Source organism: Flavobacterium sp. (assembly GCF_028712645.1).
GTDB lineage: Bacteria > Bacteroidota > Bacteroidia > Flavobacteriales > Flavobacteriaceae > Flavobacterium.
The window spans coordinates 1-19,049 of record NZ_JAQTPQ010000036.1 but is presented as its reverse complement, the minus strand read 5'-3'; the positions used below and the strand labels follow the sequence as shown (position 1 = coordinate 19,049).

The 19,049-nt window shown below is 34.8% G+C and carries 13 protein-coding genes; 3 read left to right on the top strand and 10 right to left on the bottom strand.

What is annotated here, in order from left to right; translation table 11 throughout:
- From PHC28_RS04520 to PHC28_RS04510, 3 genes are all read right to left on the bottom strand, one after another.
- Positions 1 to 546: ABC transporter ATP-binding protein (locus PHC28_RS04520; RefSeq protein ID WP_300096793.1), on the bottom strand; the 546-nt coding region annotated here is incomplete at its 3' end.
- A 95-nt stretch (positions 547 to 641) separates the two neighbouring features.
- Complete coding sequence (locus PHC28_RS04515) at positions 642 to 986, bottom strand: four helix bundle protein (RefSeq protein WP_300096792.1); 345 nt, start codon at positions 984 to 986, stop codon at positions 642 to 644.
- 86 nt (positions 987 to 1,072) lie between these two features.
- Positions 1,073 to 1,942: an ABC transporter permease gene (locus PHC28_RS04510; protein ID WP_300096791.1), complete on the bottom strand. Its 870-nt coding sequence runs from the start codon at positions 1,940 to 1,942 to the stop codon at positions 1,073 to 1,075.
- Positions 1,943 to 2,140: 198 nt separating this feature from the next.
- Here PHC28_RS04510 and PHC28_RS04505 point away from each other — a divergent pair, with 198 nt between their 5' ends.
- Positions 2,141 to 2,899 (top strand): CpsB/CapC family capsule biosynthesis tyrosine phosphatase, encoded by a 759-nt coding sequence (locus tag PHC28_RS04505; protein ID WP_300096794.1) that lies wholly within the window; start codon positions 2,141 to 2,143, stop codon positions 2,897 to 2,899.
- Positions 2,900 to 2,973: 74 nt separating this feature from the next.
- Here PHC28_RS04505 and PHC28_RS04500 read toward each other — a convergent pair whose 3' ends face one another.
- From PHC28_RS04500 to PHC28_RS04470, 7 genes are all read right to left on the bottom strand, one after another.
- On the bottom strand, positions 2,974 to 4,917 hold the full coding sequence (locus PHC28_RS04500) for a nucleoside-diphosphate sugar epimerase/dehydratase (RefSeq protein WP_300096790.1): 1,944 nt from the start codon (positions 4,915 to 4,917) through the stop codon (positions 2,974 to 2,976).
- Positions 4,918 to 5,346: 429 nt separating this feature from the next.
- Entirely contained in the window at positions 5,347 to 6,756 is a 1,410-nt protein-coding gene (locus PHC28_RS04495; RefSeq protein ID WP_300096789.1) for an APC family permease, read from the bottom strand.
- Between the two features lie 176 nt (positions 6,757 to 6,932).
- A complete protein-coding gene (locus PHC28_RS04490; RefSeq protein ID WP_300096788.1) occupies positions 6,933 to 8,384 on the bottom strand; it encodes a LysM peptidoglycan-binding domain-containing protein in 1,452 nt (483 codons plus the stop codon).
- A 247-nt stretch (positions 8,385 to 8,631) separates the two neighbouring features.
- Positions 8,632 to 10,896: an aconitate hydratase gene (locus tag PHC28_RS04485; RefSeq protein WP_300096787.1), complete on the bottom strand. Its 2,265-nt coding sequence runs from the start codon at positions 10,894 to 10,896 to the stop codon at positions 8,632 to 8,634.
- A gap of 118 nt (positions 10,897 to 11,014) precedes the next feature.
- Positions 11,015 to 13,786 carry a bifunctional aconitate hydratase 2/2-methylisocitrate dehydratase gene (locus PHC28_RS04480; RefSeq protein ID WP_300096786.1) on the bottom strand — a complete coding sequence of 924 codons (2,772 nt, stop codon included), beginning with the start codon at positions 13,784 to 13,786 and terminating at the stop codon, positions 11,015 to 11,017.
- Positions 13,787 to 14,195: 409 nt separating this feature from the next.
- Positions 14,196 to 15,149, bottom strand: coding sequence for a MoxR family ATPase (locus tag PHC28_RS04475; RefSeq protein ID WP_300096785.1), 954 nt, complete (start codon positions 15,147 to 15,149; stop codon positions 14,196 to 14,198).
- Positions 15,150 to 15,237: 88 nt separating this feature from the next.
- Positions 15,238 to 16,668, bottom strand: coding sequence for a peptidylprolyl isomerase (locus PHC28_RS04470; RefSeq protein ID WP_300096784.1), 1,431 nt, complete (start codon positions 16,666 to 16,668; stop codon positions 15,238 to 15,240).
- 444 nt (positions 16,669 to 17,112) lie between these two features.
- On the opposite strand from PHC28_RS04470, the gene PHC28_RS04465 reads away from it, so the two are divergent.
- The gene (locus PHC28_RS04465) at positions 17,113 to 17,853 is read left to right on the top strand and encodes a hypothetical protein (protein WP_300096783.1); all 741 of its coding nucleotides are present in this window, start codon (positions 17,113 to 17,115) and stop codon (positions 17,851 to 17,853) included.
- A 215-nt stretch (positions 17,854 to 18,068) separates the two neighbouring features.
- The coding region (locus tag PHC28_RS04460; RefSeq protein ID WP_300096782.1) for an alpha-amylase family glycosyl hydrolase at positions 18,069 to 19,049 on the top strand (981 nt) is incomplete at its 3' end.

Genomic DNA, 19,049 nt, shown 5'->3' with positions numbered 1-19,049 from the left:
CGCCACAGCAAAAGCCAGTCGCACCGTCATTCCGCTGCTGTAGCGTTTTACAGGTGTGTCTATGTAGCGCTCACAACCCGAGAAATCTATAATTTCGTCAATCTTGGAGGCAATTTCTTTTTTGGTCATTCCCAGAATGGCTCCGTTCAAAAAGATGTTTTCGCGTCCCGTCATTTCACCATTAAATCCGGTGCCTACTTCGAGCAAGGAAGCAATGCGTCCGCGAGATTTTATGCTGCCCGTTGTGGGAGCCGTAACCTTAGATAATATTTTTAAAAGCGTTGATTTTCCCGCCCCGTTTTTGCCAATGATGCCCAAGACTTCGCCACGTTCCACTTCAAAATTAATGTCTTGCAGTGCCCAAACGTAGTCGCTTTCGCCTTTGGTGCTGCGGTCGTTGGTATCGCCAATTTTGAGATAAGGGTTTTCCTTGCCACGCACTTGATGCCACCAGCGATTCAGGTCGTGACTGAGCGTACCAGTGCCTACCTGTCCGAGGCGGTATTGCTTAGAGATGTTTTCGGCTTTGAGGATGATGTCTTTCATTTTTAGAGAGTCGTGAATCGTGAATCGTGAGTGGATTTTAGTGAATAGAACCTTACTATTTACTTCTCACTTCTTACTATTCACTTTTCACTATTTCATTTATTTAAATAATTTCTAAATCCAATTAAAAGTTTTTTAACTTCAATCATTTGCATTTCAAAAGCCTCTACATTTTTAATAAATTCTAGTCTTAACGCTATTAAATATTGAGTCTCTAATTCCGAAAGTGACCCTATTGCAATATGCAAAAATTGAATTAATTCTTTATTTCCTTTTCGTGCAGCTCCTTCTGCTATATTAGACGGAATTGAAACAGCAGCTCTTCTCATCTGACTCGTTAAACCATATTTTTCAGTATCTGGAAACAACTGCGTTATCTGATATACATTAACTACCAAATCCATACTCTTTTTCCAAGCCTCTAAATCTTTATGATCCATATATTCATTTATTTTTTAGAAAAGTAAATAAAACCTAACTTCTCACTATTTCACTCCTCACTATTCACTATTCACTTCTCATTCAGCTACACTGTATCAATAAAACTCTTTTCGGTTTTGTTAAAAATCAGCAAGCCTGCAAAAAATACGACAACAGTTACACTAGCAGTATATAGCAACCCCAAAACAGAAATATGGCCTATTCCTAGCAGCATATATCTAGTGGTTTCTATGACGTAAGCCAAAGGATTATAAGCAACAAGCCAGCCGTAAGCAGGTAATTTACTCTTAATTAATGCCATAGGATACATGACCGCTGACAAATACATTAGTAACTGTACCCCAAAACCTATGAGGTAGGTGAAATCTCTATATTTAGTTACCAAGGAGGAAATAATCATTCCCAAGCCCAAACCCAAAATTCCCATCAAAGCTACCAATAAAGGAAAAAATAAGGTAGAACTATGGATTGAAATCTCAGCTCCCTTAAAATAGTAAAAAATATAAAAGACCACAAATATGATGAATTGGATTCCAAATTTCAGCAAGTTAGAAATCACCACCGAAAGCGGCATAATGATTCGAGGGAAATAGACTTTACCAAAGATAGCCGCGTTTTTCTTGAAGGTATCTGAGGTGTCATTAAGGCAGGAGGTAAAGTAGTTCCATATCGTGATTCCAGCCAAATTAAACAAGAATGGTGGTACGCTTCCTGTACTTATTCCCGCAACAGAATTGAAAATAATGGTAAAGATAATAGAGGTAAACAAAGGTTGAATCAAATACCACAACGGTCCGAGAATTGTTTGTTTGTAAACTGTAACTACGTCACGCTTTACAAAAAGCATCAGCAAATCCCGGTACTGCCAAATCTCCTTGAGATTGAGGGAGAAGAATTTGTTTTTGGGAGTTATTTCAAACAACCAATCCTGATTTATATTTTCTGTATTGTTCATTTGTAGATTCTAGGTTCACTTTTTGAGTTCCTTCCTATGCAAAGATAATTAGGTATCATTGAATACCTATTGGAGACATTGTGAATAGCAAATATAGTATTATCGATTCGTAATTCAAAAATATAATTTGAATCGGTTTGGGATCTGGCTTTCAGAATAAAATTGGAGACAAAACAACAAATTGTTTACCTTCGCAACATGCTATCGATATTTAAAACCAAAACCGCTCTCCAAGATTTGATTCCCGATAATCATATCGATATTCATTCGCATCTTTTACCAGGCATCGATGATGGTGCTAGGAATTTTGAGGACAGCCTGCGACTTACTCAATCGCTTCAAGCTATTGGCATTTCTCAATTTATCACCACGCCCCACATCATACACCACGTTTGGGAAAATACTAGTAAGGGTATAAAGATGGTGGAGGAGGCAACAGTCAAGCAACTAGAAAAACATCAAATCAAAGTTCCCTTTCGTGCTGCTGCAGAATACATGATGGACGATTATTTTGTAGAACTCTTCAAGTCTGAAAAGTTATTGACTCTCAAGGATAATTATGTGTTGGTCGAAATGTCATACATCAATCCGCCCATTCAGTTGTATGAAATTCTATTCGAATTGCAGGTGGCGGGCTATATCCCTGTGTTGGCACACCCAGAACGTTATTTATTTTACCACTCCAAGTTTGATGAATACCAGAAATTGAAAAAAGCTGGTTGCTTATTTCAACTGAATTTAGCTGCAGTAGTGGGTTATTATGGCGAAGGAATTGTCAAGGTTGCAGAGAAATTGCTCCAAAAAGGAATGTATAATTTTGTGGGCTCGGATGCCCATCATGACAAACACGTTGCCTCTTTTGGACAAAAAGTAAGATTGAAAGATTTAGCTCCGCTCAAGGAAATCATCTCCAATAACCAGTTTTTTAAATTGGATTCATCTAACCCGACTTTATAATCTTCTTTTAAAAACAAAAAAGTTCACAAAGGAAAATTGGCTTTCCTTTGTGAACTTTTTGTTTGAAATTGAAATTACTTGTCTAATACAGTAAATACCGAATTCATACTTTTAAACTCAGGAACAATTTTTTTCATTTTCGCTACGATATCATCATTGTCGAAGAAATTAGCTATTCCTATAAGCTCCTCAATGTCTTCATGTAGGGTTTCGAATTCCTCTTGCAATTCCTGTGCTATCATTATTTTTTCGTGATAAGTAGGCAAGGTTTTAGAAGTGTCATTGAGCAATTCTTCAAATAATTTTTCACCAGGTCTCAAACCCACAATTTGAATTTTAATATCTACATCAGGAATAAATCCGGCTAACTTGATCATCTTTCTAGCCAAATCAATAATCTTAACTGGTTTGCCCATATCGAAAATATAGATTTCTCCTCCATTACCCATTGTTGCTGCCTCAAGAACTAGCTGGCAAGCTTCGGGAATGGTCATAAAATAGCGAATAATATCTTGATGCGTGATAGTAACTGGTCCACCACTCGCGATTTGACTGGTAAACAATGGCACAACTGAACCATTAGACCCTAACACGTTTCCGAAACGCGTAGTTATGAATTTTGTTCCTTTGGAACCATTCTCTTTTATGCTTTTTAATTGTAAAGATTGAACGTATTTCTCAGCAATCCTTTTACTTGCCCCCATGACATTGCTCGGATTTACCGCTTTGTCTGTAGAAATCATTACGAAGTTTTTGACTTTGAATTCACAGGCCAAATCGGCAATATTTTTTGTCCCTTCAATATTGTTTAGGATTGCCTGTGAAGGATTTTCTTCCATCAAAGGCACATGTTTATAGGCAGCAGCATGAAAAACTACTTTGGGTTTATATAATTTGAATACTCTTTTCATTGCTTCCTTATTTCTAATATCGGCAATTACATGGAGTATTTTTGAATTATGCTCAAGAGATTCTATCTCCAAACCAAGATTATGCAATGGAGTTTCGGCCTGGTCTAAGACAATAACTTCCCCCGGATTAAATCCCAATACTTGTCTCACTATTTCACTTCCTATAGAACCAGCAGCACCTGTAATTAATACGGTTTTATTCTCTAATTGTTTGCTTATGGATTTATTGTCTAATACAATAGGTTTGCGTTCCAATAAATCTTCAATCTGAATATTCTTTACTTTCTTAGAAATCTCTTTTTGGTTTTCCCAATCCGAAATTGGTGGTACATTGTACACTCTATAGTTGAATTCTAAACACTGGTCTACAATGACTAATTGATCTTCTCGAGACAGGCTTCTATCGGCAATAATAACACCATCGGCCCTTATGGAACGCATTAAGGTGGAAAACTTTTTCTTTTGAACCAGAATTGGCAAATCCAACATTCGTTTGGAAGCATTTTGAGTATTCCTGTCAACAAATCCAACAATTTTGAATCGTGTAGGTGTTTCAAATTTTAATGCATTGGCTACCGATATAGCATTAGCATCAGTACCATAAATAAGAGTCCTTATCAGTTTAGCATCACTTTTCTCTGAAAAATAAATTTCGAAAACTTGTTTTACTAACACCCGATACAAAAACAAACCACAAAAAGAAAGTACAATGTTGATGAAAAGTGCCGAGTTTTTAAATATCTTTTCTTGGTAGAAAAAAAGGAAAATAAAATTAAAAATAAGAAATATAACTAATACAGAAACTTGTGAAAAGAAAAGTTTTATTGCATCAGTAAAAGAAGAATGACGAATGATTCCCGAGTAGGTTCTAAATACCCAAAAAAAGAAAATATTAGACACCATCAAAATAGTCATAAATGACATTTGATAGGGTGGATATATATAGTGTGAGCCTATACCATCATATATAAAAAAGGTAATTAAAAATGCTACTACCAAAACAGTGACATCAAACATAACGATGATCCATCTAGGTAAATAACTTAAATTATTTATAATTAACCTTACATTTTCACTCGAAAAAAATTTCGAAGATTTTTTAATCATAGTATACTTTTTATCAATAATAAAAATTGTTTTATAATCTAAACATATTCTCTATTCGATGCAAAAATACAAATTTATAATTCAATACCATTTTTTTTTAATACAACAAACATTATTTCATCTATGAAATACACAAAAAAACAGACAAAATACACATGTTTAAATTATTAAACTTTTTATGTAAGATTTTCAAGAGAATATAAATTAACGTTTATTTATAGGATTTAGTATGTCAATTTTCATTTCAGCCCCTAAAAAAGAATAATTCTTATTGCATTTAGCTTCGCAATAATTATAAACTTTCAACCATTAGAACCAATTCAATTATTAAAAATACTTTCTACTATTTATCGTATAATTAATAAAAGACTTACGCTTATTAATTATTCAATTGTACCAACCAACCTAGCATAGTAGAGACACAATTCCTTATTCCTTTTGTTTTGTCAAGTAATAAACTGGGATTCCTATCAACATAATAAATACGCCCCAACCACAAGTACTTGTTTTGATAATCAATAAGGTAATCGAAATTATGGAAGAAAGTATAATAAATAGCATAGGCAGGAATGGGTAACCGAAAGCTTTATAAGGTCTATCGGCATCGGGCATTTTTTTGCGCAGGATGAAAATTCCGTAAATGGTTAGTATGTAAAATATCAAAACGATAATCACGACAAAGTCTAATAAGGCTCCGTATTTCCCAGTTAAACACAAAGTCGAAGCCCAAATACACTGAGCCCATAAAGCCCAAGCTGGTACGCTGGCACTATTTAAATTAGCTGCTTTTTTGAAAAATACACCGTCTTTTGCCATCGTATAATATACTCTTGCGCCAGCCATAATTAGTCCGTTATTGCAGGCAAAAGTCGAAATCATAATCATCAATGCAATGATTAACGTTCCTATATCACCAAAAATAACTTGTGATGCTACAACCGCAACACGATCTGATTTTGCGGTGGCAATATCTTGCAAAGGAAGCACCGCAATATACATTACATTGGCCATTGTATAAATAACTCCAACTAGTAAGGTTCCCAAAAACAGACTTAGACCCACATTCCGTTTGGGATTTTTAATTTCTTCGGCGATAAACGTAACCCCTTCCCAAGCCACACTCGAAAACTGAGAGCCCACGAAAGCTGCCACAAAAGCTGATAATAATGTCATTCCATTAATTGGACGCCAAGAACCCGTCGTTGTGTCAAGCGATTTTGAACCCCAAGCATCAGCCCAATTAGCATTCCAAACTTCGGCTTTGGCAGCTAGAATAAATCCAAAAATAATCATTCCCAAAAGTGATGCTATTTTGATAACCGTTAAAACCGTTTGCAAAATCTTGCTATTTTTCACCCCACGACTATTGATATACGTGAGCAAAATAATGGTAATAATGGAAACTATCTGCGCAGCATTGAGTTTGAAATCTCCTACTTCATATAGAATATTATCATCACTAAAAGACGGAAAAATATAAGCAGCAAATTTAGAAAAAGCCACACCAACTGCTGCAATTGTCCCTGTTTGTATTACAGCAAAAAAACTCCAGCCATATAAAAACCCTATCAATTTTCCGTAAGCTTCCTTGATATATACATATTGTCCGCCAGCTTTAGGAAACATCGCACTTAACTCTCCATAACTAACTGCTGCAACTATTGTCAACAAAGCGGTAAGAATCCAAATAGCAATAAGCCAACCTGCAGAACCCACTTGGCGCACCATATCGGAACTTACAATAAAAATTCCCGAACCTATCATTGAGCCCACAACAAGCATTGTTCCGTCTAATAATCCGAGTTCTCTTTTGAAATGGTCTTGGGTATTGTCTTGCATAGTTTTTGGGTTTTAGTTGGATAAAGATATACTTTTTTTGAAAATACAAGAAGTAAATAAGTGCTATTTGAGTAAACAATCTCCTTATCATCTCATCGCAAAATTAATACTATACACTAAATAAAAACTCCCAAGTTTCCTTGAGAGTTTACTAAAATTTATTTTTTCAATGCGCTTTACAACACCCGATTAATTTGCGCCAAATTCTTTTCGTAATATGATTCTTTAGTAGAAGAAATAATTACACCACCGTGATTTGAAGAATGAATGAATTTTATTTCACCATCAAGAACCTCAACTACCATTCCCACGTGATTAATTTGTCGTCGGCCATTGGTTTTAAAGAAAATCAAATCTCCTTTTTGGGCATTTTCGGTACTAATTTTAGAACCATAAGAAGCCATTTCGATAGATGATCTTGGAAGTCGAATATCAAAAGTGCCAAAAGTAGAGTACACTAATCCAGAACAATCAAAGCCTTCTTTTGTGGTTCCCCCAGAACGATACCGTGTTCCTATGTTTTCAGAAGCTACTGATATCAATTGATCTACAAAGACGGCATCGTGAATCGTATTTATATAGCGAGTCGAATCTGCTTTCACTACTTGTTCTTTGACAACAACTTCCTCAACTGAAATCGTTTCTTCCATTACTTTTGAACTGCGAATTTTGAGTATATAACCAACAGGAAGTTTTTTTACAATCTTTGGATTTTGTCTTTCTAATTCGGCAACAGTAATCCCAAATTCTTTTGCAATTCCGTATTTCGTTTCTTTTGGCAGGACTTCACGGGTAATTTCTATTTCAACCGTATTCGCTTTGTCTGCATTTTGAGATAAATCTGTACTTTGTTTTTCCTGTTCGAGAGCAACATTTAGATTTGGGTCTTTTATCGTTTTTGAAATTTCTTCACGGGAAGCTAAATTTGAATTATTCTCTACTTTAATAGGAACAATAATTTTCTGACCTGCTTTCAATGGTTTATTTCCTATTGTTGGATTTGCCTTTTTCAAATCGACCATCGAAATTTTATTTTGTTTGGCAATAGAATAAAGTGTTTCCTTTGGCAAAACTTTATAAAGAACCCTTTCTGTTTGTGTTTCAACTTTCGCTTCTCCTATTGAAGAAACGATGGTTTCAGTCTTAGAATTATTAGTATCCGTTTTTGGAATTACGTTTGTACTTTCAGGTGTTGTTGCGGAAGCTAAATTATCAGAATCCTTTTGAGGGATTTTAATTGTCTGTCCTTTTTTCAACCCTTCTTTCTCTAACTCTGGATTGATTTTATATAAATCATCAACACTAACCTTGTACTGCTTTGCAATTCCCCATATTGTTTCTTTAGCTAAAACTTCGTGGCTTTTTTCAGGATAATTGCTTGCCATTTCGGTAGTTGAAGCGGTATGTTTTTTAACTTTAGTAGGAATTAATAAAACCGAACGGTATTTGATTCCTTTCTTCGCTTTTGGATTTAACTGATAAATCGCTTTGGAAGTCACTTTGTATTGTTCAGCAATTTCGCTAATTGTTTCGCCTTTAGAAACGGTATGTCGTGTGTAGCTTTCTTGCGAAAATGCACTCATACCAATTAAAAAAACAAACAAAAACAAATAACTAAAATACTTCATAAACTCTATTTAAATTCTATTCTTTCCTCACCATTTAGATCTCAAAACCATTTCTTTTATTCAGAAAATTGATGATTTGCATATCTTTAACGACAAAATACTTCAAAAAAGTATTGACTTACTGCGAATTTAATATAAAAATACAAATGGCGCACTTTTTAAGAAACCTTTATATTCAATTTAACAGATTGGCAAAAAAAATACCCCGTTTTCACAGGGCATTTTAATAGTATTTAAAAATTTGAAATTATGCTTTTCCAGCAGCAATCAAATTCAATGCAGAACCGGCAACAAACCAACCTATTTGTCCTTCGTTGTAGGTATGATTTGCCAAGATGACGTCTTTAGTTCCGTCAGTATGAACGAATTCTAATGTTAATGGCTTCGCTGGAGCAAAATCAACTAAATCAATAAAATTTATTATATCATCTTCTTGAATTTTATCGTAATCTGCTTCATTGGCAAAAGTCAATCCTAGCATTCCTTGTTTTTTCAAATTGGTTTCGTGAATACGAGCAAATGATTTTACCAAAACTGCTTTCACACCCAAGAAACGAGGTTCCATTGCAGCGTGTTCACGTGAAGACCCTTCGCCATAATTATGGTCACCAACAACAACCGAAGGAATTCCTGCAGCTTTGTAAGCACGTGCCACGGCAGGAACTGCATCATATTTGCCTGATAATTGATTTTTTACTGAATTTGATTTTTGGTTAAAAGCATTTACTGCTCCAATCAACATATTGTTCGAAATATTATCTAAGTGACCACGGAAGCGCAACCAAGGTCCAGCCATTGAAATATGGTCAGTAGTACATTTTCCGAAAGCTTTGATTAATAATTTGGCTCCCATTATATTTTTACCATTCCAAGGTTCGAAAGGTGCTAATAATTGCAATCTATCTGAAGTTTCGCTTACTACAATTTTAACTCCTGAACCATCTTCGGCTGGTGCTTGAAAACCATTATCATCCACATCAAAACCTCTCTTTGGTAATTCATCACCAAAAGGGGTGGTCAATCTTACTTCTTCTCCATTGTCATTCAACAAAGTATCTGTCAAAGGATTGAAATCTAATCTTCCTGCAATCGCCAATGCAGCCACCATTTCTGGTGAAGTTACAAAAGCGTGTGTATTTGGGTTTCCATCAGCACGTTTAGAGAAGTTACGGTTGAAGGAATGTACAATTGTATTTTTCTCTCCTTTGTCAGCTCCTGCTCTATCCCATTGTCCGATACAAGGGCCACAAGCATTGGTAAATACTTTAGTTCCCATTTTTTCGAAAGTGGCAATGATGCCATCTCTTTCGATTGTATATCGAATTTGTTCCGAACCTGGATTGATTCCGAATTCTGCTTTTGGGGAAATTCCGTGCGCAACCGCTTGTTCCACAATAGAAGCAGCTCGAGACATATCTTCGTAAGAAGAGTTGGTACAAGAACCTATCAATCCCCATTCTACTTTTATTGGCCAACCATTTGCAGCAGCTTCTTCTTTCATTTTAGAAACTGGAGTTCCTCTATCCGGAGTAAAGGGACCATTAATATAAGGCTCTAATTCTGATAAGTTTATTTCGATTACTTGGTCAAAATACTGTCCTGGATTTGCATACACTTCCGCATCACCTGTTAGGTAACTTGCAACAGTGTCAGCAGCATCAACTACATCTTGACGACCTGTTGCAGCTAAATATCTACGCATAGAATCGTCATAACCAAAGGTTGAAGTTGTAGCGCCAATTTCGGCTCCCATATTACAAATAGTTCCTTTTCCTGTACAAGACATATTCAATGCACCTTCACCAAAGTATTCTACAATGGCTCCAGTTCCTCCTTTTACGGTAAGAATATCAGCCACTCTTAAAATCACATCTTTTGGTGCAGTCCAACCGGATAATTTTCCAGTTAATTTTACTCCAATTAATTTAGGAAATTTCAATTCCCAAGACATTCCTGACATTACGTCAACGGCATCAGCACCACCAACTCCAATAGCTAACATTCCCAATCCACCTGCATTTACAGTATGTGAATCGGTTCCAATCATCATTCCCCCCGGGAAAGCGTAGTTTTCTAGAACGATTTGGTGAATAATTCCTGAACCTGGTTTCCAAAATCCAATTCCGTATTTATTAGAAACTGATGAAAGAAAATCAAAAACTTCGCTTGATTGTGTTTTTGCAAAAGCTAAATCTGTTTTTGCACCCACTTTTGCCTGAATCAAGTGATCACAATGAACCGTTGTAGGCACAGCAACTGTTTTCTTTCCAGCGTGCATAAATTGCAATAAAGCCATTTGAGCAGTTGCATCTTGGCAAGCAATTCTGTCTGGAGTAAAATCTACATAATCAACTCCTCTTGCGAAAGTTTGGGTAGGAATTCCTTCCCAAAGGTGATTGTATAAAATTTTCTCAGTCAATGTCAGCGGACGTCCGACAAGTTTTCGTGCTGCATCAACACGACTAGTCATATTGGCGTACACTTTTTTAATCATCTCAATATCAAAAGCCATAGTGTTTATGTATTTGTTATTTTATTTTTTTTAACATCACAAGATACAAAAAATTAAGCTATAAAAAAAGCCCGAGTCTATAACTCGGGCTTCTTACTGATTGATAGACAATATGTAATTATCTAACTAATTGCTTATGTGAAGGTGCAAACTTAGTCAAGTTGATTCCTTTTACGGCAGCTTTGTATTCTTCTATAGTAGGAGTTCTTCCTAAAATTGTAGATAAAACTACAACTGGAGTTGAAGAAAGTAAAGACTCTCCTTTTTTACCTTCAGTATCTTCAACCACTCTTCCTTGGAAAAGACGTGTAGAAGTTGCCATTACAGTATCCCCTTTGGCAGCTTTTTCCTGATTACCCATACAAAGGTTACAACCTGGACGCTCTAAATACAACATTTTTTCGTATGCTGTACGTGCCGCAACTTTTGGAACATTATCATCGAATTCGAAACCAGAATATTTTTTTAAAACTTCCCAATCACCTTCAGCCTTAAGCTCATCAACGATGTTATAGGTTGGTGGTGCTACTATAAGTGGTGCTTTGAACTCAACCTTACCTTGTTGTTGTTCTATATTCTTAAGCATTTGAGCAAGGATTTTTATATCGCCCTTGTGAACCATACAAGAACCAATAAAGCCAAGATCTACTTTTTTCTTTCCACCATAGAAAGAAAGAGGTCTAATTGTATCGTGAGTATATCTTTTAGAAACGTCAATATTATTTACGTCTGGATCTGCAATCATTGGCTCTGCAATCACATCAAGATCAACAACAACTTCAGCAAAATACTTCGCATCTGCATCTGGAGCCAATGCAGGTTTCTCCCCTGATTTAATCTCAGCAATTCTCTTATCAGCTATAGCAATCAATCCTTTAAGCACTTGTTTTGCATTATCCATTCCCTTATTAATCATAATCTGGATTCTGCTTTTTGCAATTTCTAATGATTCAATTAAAGTAGCATCTTCAGAAATACAGATTGAAGCTTTTGCTTTCATCTCTGCAGTCCAGTCAGTAAATGTAAATGCTTGGTCAGCAGTAAGCGTTCCGATGTGTACCTCAATAACTCTGCCTTGGAAAACATTTTCTCCTTTAAACTGATGTAACATCTGAGCTTGAGTAGCATGAACAACATCACGGAAATCCATATAATCTTTCATTTCCCCTTTGAAAGTTACTTTCACTGATTGAGGGATCGGCATAGTAGCTTCACCTGTAGCCAATGCAAGAGCAACAGTTCCAGAGTCAGCACCAAAAGCAACACCTTTGGACATTCTTGTATGAGAGTCACCTCCAATAATGATTGCCCAATCGTCAACAGTTATGTCGTTAAGTACCTTGTGAATTACATCGGTCATTGCAAGATATTTCCCTTTAGGATCACGAGCGGTAATCAAACCGAAGTCATTCATAAACTTCATTAATCTTGGAATATTTGCTTTAGACTTATTATCCCATACCGAAGCAGTATGACAACCTGATTGATAAGCACCATCAACAATTGGCGAAATCACAGTAGCAGCCATAGACTCCAATTCCTGAGACGTCATCAAACCAGTTGTATCTTGCGAACCCACAATATTAACTTCCACACGAACATCTGAACCAGCGTGTAAAACTTTACCTGGAGTAGTTCCAACAGCATTTTTATTGAATATTTTTTCTACTGCTGTAAGGCCTTGTCCATCGATAGAAATTTCTTTTGATGGAGCATATACCTGAGGGATAGCAATACCTAAAGTTTTGCAAGCAAATGTTTGTAGTTTTTTACCAAAAACGATTGCATAAGAACCACCTGCTTTGATAAACTCTACTTTTTGTGGCGTTAAAGAAGCAGAAATATCAATCAATTCTTTATCACCATTATATAATTTTTTTGTTTTTGTATTAATGGTAAGAACAGTTCCTGTAGCAACAGAATATACTTCTTTAAGAACAGGTTCTCCCGCTGCGTCAACAACCACATTCCCTTGTGCATCAACTTTTTTAACCCAATTTTTAAGGTCAATTCCGATTCCTCCTGTAACCCCTACAGTTGTTAGAAAAATAGGCGAAATACCGTTTGTACCCGCAATAATTGGAGCAATATTAATAAATGGAACATAAGGACTTGCTTGTTTTCCTGTCCATAATGCCACGTTGTTTACGCCTGACATTCTTGATGATCCTACACCCATAGTGCCTCGCTCAGCGATTAACATAACACTTTTATCAGGATTTGCTTCGCTTAGTGCTTTGATTTCAACTTGTGCTTCAGGAGAAATTAAACATTTCCCATGCAATTCACGATCCGATCTTGAGTGTGCTTGGTTTCCTGGAGAAAGTAAATCAGTTGAAATATCTCCTTCACCTGCAATAAAAGTAACTACTTTGATTTCTTCTGGTATGTCAGTTAATTTTGTAAAAAACTCAGCTTTAGCATAACTCTCTACTATTTCTTTTGCGATTTCGTTACCATTTTTGAAAGCAGCTTCTAAACGATCCGTATCCGCATCATAAAGATAAACTTGCGTTTTTAAAACAGCTGCAGCATCTTTAGCAATAGCAACATCAGCACCTAGAGCTAAATCAAGCAAGACCTCAATAGAAGTTCCTCCCTTCATGTGTGACAATAATTCTAAAGCAAAAGCAGGAGTAATTTCAGCAACTACCGATTCATCTAGAATGATTTCCTTTAAAAATTTAGCTTTCACACCAGCAGCTGGAGTGGTACCAGGTACAACATTATAAATAAAAAAGTGAAGAGAATCCTCTCTGTACTCGTTATTCAAATCTTTTATTTGCGAAATAATTCCGCTCAGTAATTCCGCTCCATCAATAGGTTTAGGATGAAGCCCCTGACCTTTTCGTTCTTCAATTTCCTGAAGATAACCGTTATAAATATTCATAATAGAAGTCTTTTCAATGTTAAAGGCAGATTCTATTGATTATTTCAATATCAAAAGCCATATCGTTTTTGGTTTATTTAGCAATTATTATTTAAAGTCCCGTTTCCTTAATTTTACTCTAAAACGTATTCAACTCTAAAAGGTCAAATCAACGTAATTTTTGTGATGCAAACTTAAGAATTAAAGATGATATTTAAAATAAATTAATCAAACAAGCCATTTTAAAAAATATCATTACAAAAAACAACTATGTAAATACAATAAGTAATGAAAAATCAAAAATAAGTTGTTATAATGAGAATTTCTTAACTCAAAAAGTCTTTTTTATTTGACTTTACAAAACTACACCAATTTTGAACCTGTATTTGTTTCCAGTTAAACAAAAAAATTAAAGATATGAAATCAAAAGTTACATCAACTTATCAATTATCATTTCCTCAGTAATTCCCTCAGCATCTGCTTTGTAATTTTTAATGATTCTATGGCGAAGAATTCCTGTAGCCACGGCTTTCACATCTTCGATATCAGGAGAGTATTTTCCGTTGAAAGCTGCATTGGCTTTGGCTGCCAAAATTAAATTTTGAGAAGCTCTAGGTCCTGCTCCCCAATCTAAATAATTTTTCACAAATTCATTTGATAATTTATTATCAGGACGCGTTTTGCTAACCAAAGTCACAGCATATTCTATAACATTATCAGCAACTGGAATCCTACGAATCAGGTGTTGAAAATCTATAATTTCTTGTGCCGTAAACAATGGATTGATTGTACTGTTTGTATCTGAAGTTGTTCTTTTAACTACTTGAACTTCTTCTTCAAAAGAGGGATAATCGAGTTTGATGGCAAACATAAATCGGTCGAGTTGCGCTTCAGGCAAAGGATAAGTTCCTTCTTGCTCAATTGGATTTTGGGTTGCAAGCACAAAATATGGCGAATGCAGTTTATAGTTTTGACCTGCAATAGTTACTGAACGTTCCTGCATTGCTTCCAATAAAGCGGCTTGTGTTTTTGGAGGCGTTCTATTGATTTCGTCGGCTAGAATGATATTCGAAAAAATAGGCCCTTTGATGAATTTAAATTGGCGATTTTCATCTAGAATTTCACTGCCTAAAATATCCGAAGGCATCAAATCAGGTGTAAATTGGATTCTTTTAAAATCTAAACCAAGCGCTTGTGCCAATGTGTTTACCATCAACGTTTTTGCTAATCCGGGAACACCAACCAAAAGTGCGTGTCCACCTGAGAAAATACAAAGTAAAATTTGGTCGACAACTGTATCCTGACCTACTATAATTTTTGCGATTTCGGCTTTTAGTTCGTTTCGTTTTTGAACTAAGTTATGTATTGCAGCTACGTCAGACATTTAATTTTAGATTTTAGATTTTAGATTTAAAATAGTAGACAAACGTAAAATCTGAAATCAGCATTCGTTAATCTTAAATCTTAAATCCCTACTTTTTTAGCCAATTATTAGTGAATTCACAATCTCTATATTCTCCAATAATTTTAATATAAGTATCTTTAATTTTATCGTCAAACCATTTTCCGATAGCTTTAATTTGTTTCTCTTTTAATGCCAAGTCTTTTATCTTGGTGTAATCCTTAGCATAATCGGCAGTATGCTCATTTATTCTGTTAGTAACCGTAATTATCTTATATTTTTTCTTACCTGATTGATCTTCATCCATTAGCGGTTGAGATATTTCTCCTTCTTTCAAATTCGAAACTTGGCTGTTTAAACTAGGATCCAATTTTGTTAATTCGAAACGAGTATCCTGCGTTTTTGGATTGATTAAAGCTCCCCCATTTGTTCTAGTTTCTTTTTCATCAGACATAGATCTTGCTGCATCGGCAAAAGTAATTTCCTTGTCTTCTATTCTTTTTCTAATTAATGCAATTTTTTCTTTGGCCTCTTTCAACGCTTCTTCAGTAACTGTTGGCGTCAATAATATATGGCGCAATTCTAAATCTTGCCCTTTTATCTTTTCAACATAAATAATATGAAACCCAAAATCTGTTTCGAATGGAGCTGAAATTTCTCCTTCAGCAAGACTAAATGCTACATCTTTAAACTCTTTTACAAAAGGAGTTTTACGATTCATTTTATAGAACCCTCCAGAAGCTCTTGAACCTGGGTCTTGAGAATACAAAACTGCTTTTGTAGCAAAGCTTGATCCTTCCTGAATTTCTTTTTTAAACTGATTTAATTTATCAATCACTTTCTGTTTTTCTGCTTCCGAAACTTTAGGCTCGACTACAATTTGTGCCACTTCCATTTCGGCTCCAAAAACAGGAAGCTCTTCTTTTGGAATTGTTTTGAAAAAATTACGGACTTCTTCAGGAGTGATTTCAACTTCGTCAACAATCTTCTTTTGCATTTCTGAAGTCAATTTCTGCTCTTTCAAGACATCAAAGAAATAGCTTCTAAAATCTTCTTCAGAATTTTTTTTATAGTACTTTACTACTTTATCCATAGAACCAAGACCTTCTATCATATAGCTCAGTCTTTCGTCCATCATTGATTTTATCTCAGCATCGGTCACTTTCAAACTGTCTTGAATGGCTTGATGCGCATACAATTTGTCTTCCAATAATTTTCCTAGCATTTGACATCTTGTAATATCTTTTATAGAATTTCCTTGACTCGAAATTTCCATATAGGCTTTATCAATATCTGAGTCCAAAATAATATAATCTCCCACTTTAGCAATTACACCATCAATTTTTTGTTTTTGATTTGAGGTTTGTGTTTTTAGAGTATCCTGAACACTTTCCTTAATGATTTCTTGTGCTGAAGCGATTCCGCTTGAAAAAAGTATTAGAAAAAATGTAAGCGCAATTTTATTCATTATGGATTTCATTTGTATTGTTTTTAAAAGCATTTTTTGAGATTTTATTTTATTATGCAAAATATCTTGATTTTAGGCTATTCAATTCCAAAAAAAAAGGAACGTTATAATTTTAGCCAAATATACGCTTTAAGAATCAAGAAATAGAATTGTTCTAGCAACTTCAATCACTTTGTGCTCTTTAAACTTATAACAGACAAAAATAAGAATTCAATTATATAATACAAGTTTAGTTATTAGTATTAACAAAAATTTATAGGCAAACATTTTTTACGATGAATTGACTTGATAAAAGTTTTGAAAATCCAAACGGTTTGATTGAAACCATCTCAAAGAAAATTTGTTATTTTAACATCAAGATTTCAGCAAGAAACTGACTATAAATATCTAATCATTTTTATTAACAAAATTTTACCTCCTTTTTAGATTTTTTTATGAATGACGTCAATACTTTTGTAGTCCACTTACTATAAATTGATGAAAAATAAATACTTAGCCCTGTTTTTTTTAATGCTGTTTCAATTTGGTTTTTCTCAAGTAGAGAAGCCTATTCAAGGCAAGGTTTTATGTGATGATTTTCCTCTTCAAGGCATAGAAGTAGTCAATCTTGTTTCCGAAAAAACGACGATTACAGATATTTATGGGAGGTTTACCATCTTAGCAAAAGCCGAAGATATGCTCGTTTTTATTTCTAAAAATTACGAATATAAAAGACTTTTTTTAGAAAAAGAATTCATAAACACCCCCAATCTTATCATAACATTGATACGAAAGCCCGAAGAACTAGAGGAAGTTGTGGTCACGAAAATTTCGTTTCCTCATATTGGCTTTAATCAAGAATATGCAGACAACTCAACTATAGAAAAAGCAGCGAACCATCCAAAACCAATAGGAGTCTATGACGGAACTTTAGTCAACAGTCCTGACTTAATGCGAATTGGAGGGATGATTTTAAGTTTATTTAAAAAAGAAAAGGATGCTCCTAAAAAAAATACTCCTAAAATTACATTTAAAGATCTTGCCATCACAACTTACGATCAAGATTTTTTTAGTAAAAAACTAAAATTAAAACTCGAAGAAACAGCACTTTTCCTTGACTTTTGCGACGCAGATCCCAAATCAAAAATCATTATAGAAAATGCTAACCCCTTAAGCCTTATGGATTTTTTATTTGAAAAAAATGTGGAATTCAAAAATTTACCCCATATTATAAATTAAGACCTTGCCAAAAAATTAATTATAAAATTATTAAAATGGCAATTTAATAGTTAATAAAATAGTTAATATCAAAAGTTTTCAACACTATTACGTTTTCGTAAAATGAAATATTATTTCTTTTGTCGAAAGTAAGGAATTTTACATAATTTTAACAAATGAGTAAATTAATTTACAAAACTTAACCTAATTTATTAACTAACCCCCAAATCAATTTTATGAGAAATTCAAATTTTAAATTGTATGTATTAGCCCTACTTATTGGCTTTTACTCATGTAATTCAAACGATGTATTGCAACAAGGCTCACCTACACCAAGTGCGCAGTACAAAGTAATCGATGTTACCCATCACGATGGACATCCATTTAGTACTGGAACACGAACCTCTTCTGCTACTGGAAAATATGCTGCAAATCCTGGTGGTGGAGTAATGATGCAAGCTTTTTATTGGGATGTTCCTGCCGGTGGAACCTGGTGGAACACTATTGCTACTAAAGTAACGGAATGGTCAAACGCAGGAATTGGCTCCATTTGGTTACCGCCAGCATCAAAAGGACAAAACGGAGCCTTTTCAATGGGTTATGATCCTTGCGATTATTTTGATTTTGGAGATTTCAATCAAAATGGTTCTGTCGAAACCCGTTTTGGTTCAAAAACAGAATTAGTTAGTTTGATAACCAAAGCCCATACCGAAAATGTACAAGTATATGCAGATATCGTGATCAATCATAATAGTGGCGGACAATTAGAAAATAATCCATTTACAGGGACTCAAACTTGGACTAATTTTTCTAGTGTAGCTTCAGGAAAGTTTCCAAGAACAAGTGCCGATTTTTATAAAAATGCCTATGGAAACAATGATGAAGGCTCTTTTGGAGGCTATCCAGATTTATGTCATGCAGCACCAAATGTTCAAAATTGGCTTTGGTTAAGAACTGATGGTGTTGGTAAATATTATAAAAACACAATGAAATTTGACGGTTGGCGATTTGACTACGTAAAAGGATTTGGTCCATGGGTAGTCAATCAATGGAATGCAAATGTAGGCGGTTTTTCTGTTGGAGAATATTGGGATTCGAATGTAAATACCTTAGAATGGTGGGCTAATAATGCCAACAGTTCTGTGTTTGATTTTGCTTGTTATTACAAAATGGATGCTGCTTTTGATGGCAATAACCTTGCCTTATTAAACGATGAT

Coding starts and splice junctions, on each gene's coding strand:
- PHC28_RS04515 (WP_300096792.1), bottom strand. CDS start 986: ATGGATCATAAAGATTTAGAGGCTTGGAAAAAGAGTATGGATTTGGTA.
- PHC28_RS04510 (WP_300096791.1), bottom strand. CDS start 1,942: ATGAACAATACAGAAAATATAAATCAGGATTGGTTGTTTGAAATAACT.
- PHC28_RS04505 (WP_300096794.1), top strand. CDS start 2,141: ATGCTATCGATATTTAAAACCAAAACCGCTCTCCAAGATTTGATTCCC.
- PHC28_RS04500 (WP_300096790.1), bottom strand. CDS start 4,917: ATGATTAAAAAATCTTCGAAATTTTTTTCGAGTGAAAATGTAAGGTTA.
- PHC28_RS04495 (WP_300096789.1), bottom strand. CDS start 6,756: ATGCAAGACAATACCCAAGACCATTTCAAAAGAGAACTCGGATTATTA.
- PHC28_RS04490 (WP_300096788.1), bottom strand. CDS start 8,384: ATGAAGTATTTTAGTTATTTGTTTTTGTTTGTTTTTTTAATTGGTATG.
- PHC28_RS04485 (WP_300096787.1), bottom strand. CDS start 10,896: ATGGCTTTTGATATTGAGATGATTAAAAAAGTGTACGCCAATATGACT.
- PHC28_RS04480 (WP_300096786.1), bottom strand. CDS start 13,786: ATGAATATTTATAACGGTTATCTTCAGGAAATTGAAGAACGAAAAGGT.
- PHC28_RS04475 (WP_300096785.1), bottom strand. CDS start 15,149: ATGTCTGACGTAGCTGCAATACATAACTTAGTTCAAAAACGAAACGAA.
- PHC28_RS04470 (WP_300096784.1), bottom strand. CDS start 16,668: ATGCTTTTAAAAACAATACAAATGAAATCCATAATGAATAAAATTGCG.
- PHC28_RS04465 (WP_300096783.1), top strand. CDS start 17,113: ATGAAAAATAAATACTTAGCCCTGTTTTTTTTAATGCTGTTTCAATTT.